Genomic DNA, 11968 nt, shown 5'->3' on the forward strand with positions numbered 1-11968 from the left:
AATAGCCAGTTAGTCCAAGTTTTAGATGATTGTTAGATCAATGATGATTAGAACACTGCTCTGTATCAATCTCACCTTTGATGTGTTTTAGATGATTGTTAGATCAATGATGATTAGAACGCAATGATCTAATAGCTTCATGCACTAGTAGTTTTAGATGATTGTTAGATCAATGATGATTAGAACTAATTAAGCTGTATGGCTTATTTATTAATGGTTTTAGATGATTGTTAGATCAATGATGATTAGAACTCTGTATTGCGTCTTTACAACGGTTTAACAGTTTTAGATGATTGTTAGATCAATGATGATTAGAACTATTAGCTAATTAATGAAAGCGTGAAAACAGTTTTAGATGATTGTTAGATCAATGATGATTAGAACCATCAACACGCTGACCTGAAGGATAGTCTTGTTTTAGATGATTGTTAGATCAATGATGATTAGAACAAATAAGAGTTGCGGAAGCTGCTATAAGCAGTTTTAGATGATTGTTAGATCAATGATGATTAGAACTTCTAGATTTAAGAAATGTATTGATTATGAGTTTTAGATGATTGTTAGATCAATGATGATTAGAACTCATCAATTAACTTAACGTCAAAGCGATCAGTTTTAGATGATTGTTAGATCAATGATGATTAGAACCTGGACAGTATCCAGAACGATTACAATTCTGTTTTAGATGATTGTTAGATCAATGATGATTAGAACGCTAAATTTAATACACATTATTATTGTTATGTTTTAGATGATTGTTAGATCAATGATGATTAGAACTTCTTTCGTCCTGTGTATCATCCATTGCTAGTTTTAGATGATTGTTAGATCAATGATGATTAGAACTTATTTGTTATCCCATAAGGTAAATCGGCAGTTTTAGATGATTGTTAGATCAATGATGATTAGAACAGGAAAGACTTAAAAGCCTGCTAGTTGGTGGTTTTAGATGATTGTTAGATCAATGATGATTAGAACAAATGCTAATAGATAGCATTTTAAAAACTGGTTTTAGATGATTGTTAGATCAATGATGATTAGAACCAATTTCCTTATTTTCCTGGATTTGTATTCGTTTTAGATGATTGTTAGATCAATGATGATTAGAACAAATTATATGACTGAAGTGATTGATGATGCGTTTTAGATGATTGTTAGATCAATGATGATTAGAACAAACTTCTGAGGAAACAGATGATACCAATGGTTTTAGATGATTGTTAGATCAATGATGATTAGAACTAACAATTCGCAGAACTTTTACTAATTTGGGTTTTAGATGATTGTTAGATCAATGATGATTAGAACCATCAACACGTTGACCAGAAGGATAGTCCTGTTTTAGATGATTGTTAGATCAATGATGATTAGAACTTAATAAAAAAGTTGACGCTCTCAAAAAAGGTTTTAGATGATTGTTAGATCAATGATGATTAGAACCTATTTTTATGGTTATTATAGTAACCATTAAGTTTTAGATGATTGTTAGATCAATGATGATTAGAACCCAAAGAAGACTTTAAAGCCGTACTTAGCTGTTTTAGATGATTGTTAGATCAATGATGATTAGAACAGGGCAGATTAATTGCTGAACAGCAAGTTAGTTTTAGATGATTGTTAGATCAATGATGATTAGAACTTTCTGTTTTCCAAAAATAACTATAACTTAGTTTTAGATGATTGTTAGATCAATGATGATTAGAACAATATATCGTTACGCAACAAGCAACACATAGTTTTAGATGATTGTTAGATCAATGATGATTAGAACCAGCATTAAAAAACCTATCCTGAATAGGTGGTTTTAGATGATTGTTAGATCAATGATGATTAGAACGAGATATTGTAGCAATAACAGGGTTCCACAGTTTTAGATGATTGTTAGATCAATGATGATTAGAACTGCTATTCCTAGCATTTTGTGCTAGTGAACGTTTTAGATGATTGTTAGATCAATGATGATTAGAACGCCAGAAAAAATAATTGCGATCGATCCATAGTTTTAGATGATTGTTAGATCAATGATGATTAGAACATTTTTAACTGAAGTTATCGCCACCAAGAAGTTTTAGATGATTGTTAGATCAATGATGATTAGAACTCTTTGTCAGTTATTTCATGTCCGTCAAAGGTTTTAGATGATTGTTAGATCAATGATGATTAGAACTTTTCTAGCTCTTTAATTAAGCTTGTAGAAGTTTTAGATGATTGTTAGATCAATGATGATTAGAACGCCAGAAAAAATAATTGCGATCGATCCATAGTTTTAGATGATTGTTAGATCAATGATGATTAGAACATTTTTAACTGAAGTTATCGCCACCAAGAAGTTTTAGATGATTGTTAGATCAATGATGATTAGAACTAGAAAACAAGAAAACCGTGTCAACAAAACGTTTTAGATGATTGTTAGATCAATGATGATTAGAACTAACCAGCGAGGTGAACTAACCTATGAGTAGTTTTAGATGATTGTTAGATCAATGATGATTAGAACGGCCAGCTTTTAAGAAAGCTTTTACCCAAAAGTTTTAGATGATTGTTAGATCAATGATGATTAGAACCTTATGTAATGTTCATGTGCATTTGTGCTAGTTTTAGATGATTGTTAGATCAATGATGATTAGAACAATAATAATATTGAATGTTTTAGTGACATTGTTTTAGATGATTGTTAGATCAATGATGATTAGAACACTATAATGAAGAAGAAAATTATGACCTAAGTTTTAGATGATTGTTAGATCAATGATGATTAGAACTGGAAGTATTAGGAAATGCTGCGATATCCTGTTTTAGATGATTGTTAGATCAATGATGATTAGAACTGAAACATTAAGAGCTCGAGTAATTTACGAGTTTTAGATGATTGTTAGATCAATGATGATTAGAACCATGCCACCATTCTTTGACATCAGACGAATGTTTTAGATGATTGTTAGATCAATGATGATTAGAACAAGTAAACTCTACTGCTGGTCAGATTAAACGTTTTAGATGATTGTTAGATCAATGATGATTAGAACGCAACGGTGTTAAGGTTGACAAGGTTATCAGTTTTAGATGATTGTTAGATCAATGATGATTAGAACATGTATTAAGTAACGTTAACTATAAGAGTTGTTTTAGATGATTGTTAGATCAATGATGATTAGAACGTGGTTGACAAGCCAACGCACAAGGTGGCAGTTTTAGATGATTGTTAGATCAATGATGATTAGAACTGCCGACTTGTTCACTTGTTACAACGTTAAGTTTTAGATGATTGTTAGATCAATGATGATTAGAACTTATCAGTCAATAATCGTGGCAAACTTAAAGTTTTAGATGATTGTTAGATCAATGATGATTAGAACATTACGCTATTTTTTAGGACAATGCAAACAGTTTTAGATGATTGTTAGATCAATGATGATTAGAACGTATATAAGTGCCACTGCAACTGCTTGGCCGTTTTAGATGATTGTTAGATCAATGATGATTAGAACGTTATCCCAAAGTTTCTTATCACAATAGTTGTTTTAGATGATTGTTAGATCAATGATGATTAGAACAACTGGAGAGTGACGGTCGAACAATGTATAGTTTTAGATGATTGTTAGATCAATGATGATTAGAACTACAGTAAAGATGAATTAAAAGATGTATTAGTTTTAGATGATTGTTAGATCAATGATGATTAGAACCTCCGTTATAGCCACTTAATCGACCGCTTGGTTTTAGATGATTGTTAGATCAATGATGATTAGAACCGACAACGTACTTTTTCAAAGTTACAACTCGTTTTAGATGATTGTTAGATCAATGATGATTAGAACCGGTATTTGATTTTGTATTAACTGGCATGTGTTTTAGATGATTGTTAGATCAATGATGATTAGAACATGACCATGACATATGGCCAATTGTTGTTAGTTTTAGATGATTGTTAGATCAATGATGATTAGAACAACGGCTTTACAGAAATTGGGGCGGTGTATGTTTTAGATGATTGTTAGATCAATGATGATTAGAACTTTCTACTTTGTCCTTATCGTCAAAGGCTTGTTTTAGATGATTGTTAGATCAATGATGATTAGAACAAATAAAAATGTTAGATAATTATAAAAATGGTTTTAGATGATTGTTAGATCAATGATGATTAGAACTTAATTATAGAAAGATTTAAGGTGTTACACGTTTTAGATGATTGTTAGATCAATGATGATTAGAACGATGAAACTTTATTAACCGAGTTTATCTCCGTTTTAGATGATTGTTAGATCAATGATGATTAGAACAAATCAGAAACCAGAAACGACTTCATGGACGTTTTAGATGATTGTTAGATCAATGATGATTAGAACTGATGCAGCACCCATGACGTATCTAACTCCGTTTTAGATGATTGTTAGATCAATGATGATTAGAACCACATTTTAAAGCTTCATTAATGTCAGCCGGTTTTAGATGATTGTTAGATCAATGATGATTAGAACATTGAAGCTTTGAGAGAACGTAATGATGCTGTTTTAGATGATTGTTAGATCAATGATGATTAGAACAGTCTTGGTGGCGATTGGTCCAATGCACTAGTTTTAGATGATTGTTAGATCAATGATGATTAGAACAAACATGACTTTGAAAAATTGGTTTACCTTGTTTTAGATGATTGTTAGATTAATAGTGATTAGAGCATAATTAATTGGGTTAAGGAAAGAGCAATTTAAAATGAAAAAGTCAGTCAAATTAAAGAAATAAGGCAATTCTAGGGCGGCTATTATTCCTAGAAAAGTGCTGAAAGAAATAAACCCAGATGAGCTATTTACAGAGTTTGCAATAGACTTCGATAAAGATAAGCAGTCTATTACGCTAAAAAATTGAAAGCCAAATATAATTTCTTTAATAAAGTAATTGCGCAATATATTACGTTACTATAACAAAGAAAGAATTAAGGAAAAACTGAATGACTGAGTCCGAGAGAATATCTAGCTCATGCCTTAAAGAAATGACATTGACTTTTGGTTACTCAGTACATACTACTTTTAATACTTTAAGAAATTGACACTAATAAAGAAGGGTTACTATTTGTTCAAATGCAAAACATACTAAAAAGTAACAACAACAAACTATACCTTTTGTCAGTGATCACCGATAACTTGGGCAGCTCTTTAATGTCATTTGCATTGCCGTTGATGGTTCTTGATATTACTAAAAATGGTATTCACTTATCAATAATTTCTATTATTGAAACATTGCCAATTTTGGTTTTAGGTCTTCCGGCAGGTGCTTTAACGGATAAATTGGATGTTAAAAAGATTCTCATTTTTAGTGATTTGATTAGATTAATCAGCTACTTGGTTCTTTCTGCATCATTTGCATTCCAGTTAACAGTGAATTGCATGATTTTAATTATTTATGCGGTATCACTTGTCGTCAGCGTGACAAACACAATTAATACGGTGTCAGAAATTACTTTTGTTTCTTTTTTAGTAGAAAAGAAGGATTTTTCAGAATTAAACAGTCTGATTTATGGCATACAATATGCAGCTAATTTTGCATTGCCTATTGTAGGCGGAATATTATATCAATATATTTCGCATAGTCTTTTAATTGTTATTTGTGCAGTTTTCTACCTTATTAGCCTTTTACTGGAAAAAAGGATCAGCCTGAAAACTAAATCTACTGCTTTTACCGGCTTTACAGCTCTTAAATCTGCACTTAAAACGGTAAAGACAGATATAAAGGAAGGTCTGCAATATACCCTTAATCTTAGTTCTGTTTTGTATCCGTTAATATTAGCTGCACTAGTTAATATTGTGTCAGCTAATTTTGATAATGACAGCCTCATAATATTACGTACGCAATTAAAACTTTCCTCTCAAAATATTGGAATAATTTCAGCGATTGCAGCTGTCAGTGCCTTAATTGGTACTTTGGTGGTCAATTGGTTGAATAGGCACATTAAGTTTAATCTATTGTTTGTATTGCTAATTTTTGCAGGTGCTCTTTTTCGTGCCCTTTTTGCGCTGGATCAAAATGTACCAACAATGGTTCTGGCCATTGCATTTGTTTCTATAATTGAATCAATTATTAATATTAGTATCATCACGAATAGGCAACAGCAAGTTGAACAAAAATACCTTGGACGAGTAACGAGTATCTATAAAACAGTGCTGATTGGAGTAAACTCTTTAGGCTATCTTTTAGGCGGCCTAGTTGCTAAAAAAATAGGTTCAAGATCAGGCATTGGAGTTTCAGCCATTGAACTTTTGTTAGTTACAGTAATTAGCATTTTTTTACTGGCACCTGAAATCAAGCATGATGGCAAGCCTTAGCATCAAAAATTTGGGAAAAAATAGTAAAAAGTAAGAATTTATAGGCAGGTTGGGAAACTAAAAATTCTTTTTTGGTTATATATGCAGGTCATTTGTTTAAAGTCGTAGATAGATTAATAATGATTATAGTCTGTGACTTAATAAATTAATGAGGAGATATATAAATGACTACAGTGCATGATAATAGTCGTGAAGTTAAACCAGATTGGTCTTCAGTGATTGTGGAAGAAGAGCAAAATGCCTTGGTCCCAAAATGGTGCCAAGACCATCTGCGCAAGGTATAAGGATCCAGTTCTTAGAGGCTATTCTGCTGTAATTGTAAAAGATTCAATCAACAGAGAGTTTTCTGAGAATGAAAACTTAATTACACCAGACAGAGTCACAACTATGATTGTCAGGTTTCCCAGATTTATTCTTCCCGAATGGAATACTCACAGGGTTTTCAGCAGAAACAGTGCCTCTTCCAGAGCCAGAAGCATAAAGACTACCGTCAAGCCAGTAATGAAGCAACCAGTGATTCCACTCTGGACTATTAATCACAAGGGTATGACAGGTCCATTTGCTGATTCGAAAAGGGCAAAAAGATCTACTGCAAATTGGCTGCACTGCCGAGATGAAGCCGTTCTGGGTATGTTTAGACAGCTAATGAATGAAGAAGAAGTCCCTTACGATGCAGAAGCTAGTGACTGGGAAAAATTTGCTGACAAGTATGATGAAGCATATAAAAATGATGCAGTTCCAGCTTCATGGAATGATGCTCATAAACAAGACTGCAACAGATTGATTGAACCATGGATGTGGCATGAAACTCTGGTAACGTCAACTTACTGGCAAAATTTTCTGGATTTGCGAATCGCTGCTGGCGTCCAGCCGGAAATGGAAGCTACAGCAATTTTGATAAAAGCGGTTCTTGAAGCAAGTCCCAAGTATGGAACGCTGAAAAATAGAGTATTGCATGTTCCCTTTATCGAGGTTGAAGAAAATGATCTGTTATCATGGGAAAGGCTTGAGCCAGTGCTTCTGCAATCGGCTTCAGAATGTGCCAGGATTTCTTATCATGACCGCTCTAAAATGAAAAACAGAAATGGCTCAAATCTGGGTAAAAGATTGCTTGCTGAAAAGCATATGAGTCCGTTTGAACATATAGCATGGTCAGCTAAAAGCAGTGACTGGGAAAAATTTCCTGCATTAAAAGAAAAGGTGACCGATTTACTTGAAAAGCATGCTGATTGCCCTCCAGATAAGGCAGCTGGCTCACTGACTTCCAATCTTAGTGAGAGCTGGCTGCAATTTAGAAGAGTCATTGAAAATAGAGAACAGTAAGACAATTAACTGAGGCTAATTACATAAAATTTGCAGAAAGCAAAAGACTAATAGATTGGGTTGTCAAAACTCAAATTTATTAGTCTTTTTGAATGTAAGAATTTAAAAATATAAACTAATTCCGTTTTTTTGCCATGTTAATCATGAGAAGTTTTTGACCAAGACTGATTGCCAACTAAAATTCGTCCCAAAGCTTTATATGGAACTATGGCTAACGACCATCTGTAAAAATCAATCAAAAACAATATTTTTAGCAAATAAGAAATTTTCAAAGGCTCATCAAGCTTAGCTTCGCGCCATTGCTTTAGTATTAACAATGTATTTGTCAAATATTCTATTATTAGCAAACTTGCAATAATTGAAAAACTAATTAAGGCATTCGTTTTGACATACAGCAGTAAAACTATGAGTGAAATTGCGGAAGCTGGTGTTGTGATCATTGAAAATACTGGAATAAGCAGGAAGAGTAATACAAAAGTTTTAACCATTGAAGGAATAGATTTAGATTCAATAATCTTTTTGCTATATTTGCCTAAACATTGAAAACCGCCTTGGCACCAGCGAGTACGTTGCTTGATCAGCTTCTTATATTTTGTAACGCCCTCTTGTCCAATGCTAACGGTATTTAAGAAAGTACCTCGGTAACCCTTTAATAAGCCTTTTAAGGAGAATTCGCAATCTTCCAATAATGATGATGACCAGCCAACGTTATTGGTCATTTTTAAGGTCATGAATTGACCATTGCCGGAAGCTAAAGATGAACCCCAATCAGTTCTTGCCATTTGTAAAAGAGAATTATAAATAGTGAATTCAAAATTTTGCATTGCTGCGATATTATGCTCCAGATTATAAATATTTACTCTTGTTTGGAGCAAATCACAATTAGAATGGTTAAAAGCATATACGACTTGCCGTAAGTAATTTGCATCTAAGTGGCTATCAGCATCTATGACGCCAATTATGGTTTTTTCTTCAGGAAAATTCATTTTGGCAATGCGTTTGGCTGTATCCTGTAAGGCTGGCCCCTTACCTTGTTGAGCATTAGGTTTTACGCGGTGTACAACTATGACATTAGGATGATAAGCATATTTTTGTAATAAAGTAGTGGTACCATCACTAGAATCATCATCGATAAAGACCAGCTTTAGTTTGATAAAACTCTCACATTGTTTTTGTAATTCCATTAAATAAGGAATGTTTTTTCGTAAGGATTGAAATTCATTCATTGCTGGGATTAACAAGAACATAGTATCGAAATCTCGACAGCGGTCACCGTAATTATCTTGCTTTACATTATTGCTAAATGTCAGATAAAGAGTCCAAATTAAATCAAAAATGTACGAACAGCCACCCAAAATTAAAATGATGACTATTAATAAGTTCATTTTATTTTCTCCAAGTTATTTATTCCATATTCTAAATATACATCAAGTTTATAATAACATGAATTGGTCTAGACGAAAAATATATTCCTTTTAAATTTGTAAATTTAAACTTTAATAAAAAAATATATACCTTTATAGGCATTGCTTTAATCACGGAAAACTTAAAAATTAAATATGTAAAAAGTATACTATTTCATTTTTCATATAGTTTTTTTATTGTTGTCAATTCATAAGTGAAGCAAAATATTTTATTGTTATTTTTTAAAAAAGGTTTATTCCTGTTAACTGTTATTTTATATAGGATTAAAATATAGTGAAAAAGTCACTATGCTTACAAAAAATAATTAGTACGTAAGCTTTTTTTAAGTGAACAAAAAAACAAGCAGTTGCGTGCTTGTTTTTCGGGTACTTTTACTTACATAAAAATATTCGGACTTGTTATTCTCCTTTAAAATTCCCTGCTTCAACTTGACGGATAAAGTCTGCTAAGTGCTTGTAATAAACATCAGGGTTATCAACCATATGATGATGGCCACCATCAGGAGTTGTAACTAAACGGGAATTAGGGATCTCTTTTTGCATAATTTTAGCCGTAGCGATTGGCATTGTTTCGTTTTCGCCAAAGGTTAACAAAGTTGGTACTTTAATATTTTTGAGTTGATCTCTAAAGTGCCAGTCTTTTAGTTTGCCAGTGATTACGAATTCATTGTCACCCTGGAAGGCTTCGTATACAGCAGAACCCCCAATATCCTTTAGGTGATATAACTTAGACGGCTGTTTGCGGTCAACAAAGTTAATGTTAAGAATGTTGACATCTTCTTGGTAGCGGTCATTGCCATAATCGTTATTGTTTTCGCATTCATGCATGAAGTCAATTTCAGTTTGGGGCAAAACTTCTTGGCGGCGACGGTTCACTGCTTTAACATAATCGTCAATGTCATCCACCATTGAGGAAATAATTGCTCCTTTCAGGTGCTGACCATATTTTACGGCATATTCTTGTACCAGAAGTCCGCCCCAGCTTTGACCAATCAAATAAAAATTGTCTAAACCCAGTTTTTCACGTACTTCGTCAACTTCATCCAGGAAGTATTCGTATGTTAGATATTTTTTAGCAATTTCCGGATCAGAATAATCGGGCTGATCAGAATAAAGGGAACCAAGCTGATCATACATCGTTACTTGCACGTCCAAGCCCTGCTTTTTTAATTGATCGGCAGTATCTTCCCAGTATTCATGATTTCCTCCGGGACCTCCATGTAGAGCCAGTAAATGAATTTTGCCTTGACCCTGAGTGTTTGTCCATAAATGATAGCCATTATCCAGCGTAATAATTTTGGTGCCTGTTTTCATATTTTTCTCCTTTAATCGTTATCAACTAGTCTCTATTTTAGCTCATTATAATGGAAAGAAAAACAAATCCCAAAAATGAAAATAAATTTAAATTAATGCCTTAAATTAAAAGCTTCCATGTTACAATTAATTTATTATATTAGATGAACATTAAGGAGAACCAAAATGGCTGAACCCAAATGGCTAAAAGATATGGATGCTAGTGAGTATTTAAAAGAAGATTTTGATGCAAAAGGCGAAAGCCGTTATACAGTAGAAGGACTTGATAAAAATGACCCGGATTGGCTTGACAAAGCTGCAGAAAAAACTCACGCTGCTACAGGAGATGATTATGTCAAGCTTGATAGTGGGTTATTAACAGTTAACCAAATAAATTGGATGCTCCGCAACACGATTGGAGAACTAACCTTTGTGGATGATAATAACCAGTTCTTATGGTACAATCGTCCGGTTGATCCTAATGTGAAGATGAAGGCCAAAAGAGTTCCTGCGCAAGTAGGGAACACAATGGGTGAAGTTCATCCAGATGTGCGTGATGTAATTCCGGAAGCTAAAAAAGTTGTTCATGCACTGCGCACTAAAGAGGGTGGGCATGATACTGTATATATGCCAGTACCTACTGGAAATCTTAAAGAACTGGTTTTGCATTATTATAAACGCGTTGAAGATGATGAGGGCAATTATGCCGGTATTTATGAATGGGTACAAGATCTCTATCCATTAGTAAAATATTTCTGTGAAACTACAGGACAAAAATTGGTCGTTGACCCGGATGCGACAACCGGTGCGACATATAGACGCAATTCAGAACCTGATGCTAAGACAGGTGCGTCAACTAAAGCTGAAGCGGCAAAAGAAGAGGCTGAAGCAGAAACTGAGTCTGATGCAGCAACAGGTGCTTCTCAAAACTAGAAATAAATTGAATATTAATAAGCAGTAGTTAGACAGGTTCTAACTACTTTTTTGTTATACTGATAATAGGTGGGCTTATAAACACAGTTGAAGTAAGCTTATGGGAGGAATTAAATGTTTTAGCTATATTTGGTAATAATTAAGTTAGTTAATATTAAATTTCTTAAAAAGTATTGACTACAGTAAAATAGAATAAATTGTTTTTTATAGAGGTAATTATGTCATGACTTTTTACACACTTAAATATATTGAGCAAAATCAAAATACAAGTAAAACCATTCTCTATGTACTGATTGCGGTTGCGGCTTTAACGATGATTGCTTTTACAGTTCTTTATCTCAGGCATAGATTCGATACACGCTACCGAGACCTGGGCATTATTGCACTTTTGTTTTTGCTTTTATTTATGGGAACTCAATACGAAAAATACGTGCAAACCAATGTGGTAAAATCCCAATCCGAGCAGATTGCGCCTTTTATTAAATCAGTTGCTAAAGATCATAAGGTTCCGGTTTCGGACGTCATGGTCAGTTCTACAACTTTGCAAAACGGTCTAATTGTCAGAGTTGATTCCAAAGACATTGACTATCAACTGGAACTAAATGACGATAACAATTCATATTCTTTAAAGCAGGCCCACGTGATTAACCACACGGTCGACGTAAAGAATTAGGAGGA

At 33.4% G+C, this 11968-nt stretch carries 6 protein-coding genes and 1 CRISPR repeat array (1 of these 7 cut by a window edge); of the genes, 4 read left to right on the top strand and 2 right to left on the bottom strand.

Annotated features, from left to right (window positions below):
- Positions 1 to 4676: direct repeats of the CRISPR family, unit length 36 nt; unit sequence GTTTTAGATGATTGTTAGATCAATGATGATTAGAAC (it extends 312 nt beyond the left edge of the window).
- A gap of 399 nt (positions 4677 to 5075) precedes the next feature.
- Together AAA926_RS08915 and AAA926_RS08920 are read left to right on the top strand one after the other, a co-directional pair.
- The gene (locus tag AAA926_RS08915) at positions 5076 to 6317 is read left to right on the top strand and encodes an MFS transporter (RefSeq protein WP_198215927.1); all 1242 of its coding nucleotides are present in this window, start codon (positions 5076 to 5078) and stop codon (positions 6315 to 6317) included.
- A 237-nt stretch (positions 6318 to 6554) separates the two neighbouring features.
- Positions 6555 to 7640: an FAD-dependent thymidylate synthase gene (locus AAA926_RS08920; protein ID WP_198180445.1), complete on the top strand. Its 1086-nt coding sequence runs from the start codon at positions 6555 to 6557 to the stop codon at positions 7638 to 7640.
- Positions 7641 to 7777: 137 nt separating this feature from the next.
- Here AAA926_RS08920 and AAA926_RS08925 read toward each other — a convergent pair whose 3' ends face one another.
- Both AAA926_RS08925 and AAA926_RS08930 read right to left on the bottom strand, forming a co-directional pair.
- Positions 7778 to 9025 carry a glycosyltransferase family 2 protein gene (locus AAA926_RS08925; protein ID WP_338212335.1) on the bottom strand — a complete coding sequence of 416 codons (1248 nt, stop codon included), beginning with the start codon at positions 9023 to 9025 and terminating at the stop codon, positions 7778 to 7780.
- Positions 9026 to 9463: 438 nt separating this feature from the next.
- Complete coding sequence (locus AAA926_RS08930) at positions 9464 to 10378, bottom strand: proline-specific peptidase family protein (RefSeq protein ID WP_338212336.1); 915 nt, start codon at positions 10376 to 10378, stop codon at positions 9464 to 9466.
- Between the two features lie 165 nt (positions 10379 to 10543).
- Here AAA926_RS08930 and AAA926_RS08935 point away from each other — a divergent pair, with 165 nt between their 5' ends.
- Positions 10544 to 11290 (top strand): PAS domain-containing protein, encoded by a 747-nt coding sequence (locus AAA926_RS08935; protein WP_338212337.1) that lies wholly within the window; start codon positions 10544 to 10546, stop codon positions 11288 to 11290.
- Positions 11291 to 11513: 223 nt separating this feature from the next.
- Complete coding sequence (locus AAA926_RS08940) at positions 11514 to 11963, top strand: DUF3290 domain-containing protein (protein ID WP_045927550.1); 450 nt, start codon at positions 11514 to 11516, stop codon at positions 11961 to 11963.
- The last annotated feature ends 5 nt before the right edge of the window (positions 11964 to 11968 follow it).

It is taken from the genome of Lactobacillus juensis (genome assembly GCF_036246285.1).
In the GTDB taxonomy this organism is placed as follows: Bacteria; Bacillota; Bacilli; order Lactobacillales; family Lactobacillaceae; genus Lactobacillus; species Lactobacillus juensis.

Coding starts and splice junctions, on each gene's coding strand:
- AAA926_RS08930 (WP_338212336.1), bottom strand. CDS start 10,378: ATGAAAACAGGCACCAAAATTATTACGCTGGATAATGGCTATCATTTA.
- AAA926_RS08935 (WP_338212337.1), top strand. CDS start 10,544: ATGGCTGAACCCAAATGGCTAAAAGATATGGATGCTAGTGAGTATTTA.
- AAA926_RS08920 (WP_198180445.1), top strand. CDS start 6,555: ATGCCTTGGTCCCAAAATGGTGCCAAGACCATCTGCGCAAGGTATAAG.
- AAA926_RS08915 (WP_198215927.1), top strand. CDS start 5,076: ATGCAAAACATACTAAAAAGTAACAACAACAAACTATACCTTTTGTCA.
- AAA926_RS08925 (WP_338212335.1), bottom strand. CDS start 9,025: ATGAACTTATTAATAGTCATCATTTTAATTTTGGGTGGCTGTTCGTAC.
- AAA926_RS08940 (WP_045927550.1), top strand. CDS start 11,514: ATGACTTTTTACACACTTAAATATATTGAGCAAAATCAAAATACAAGT.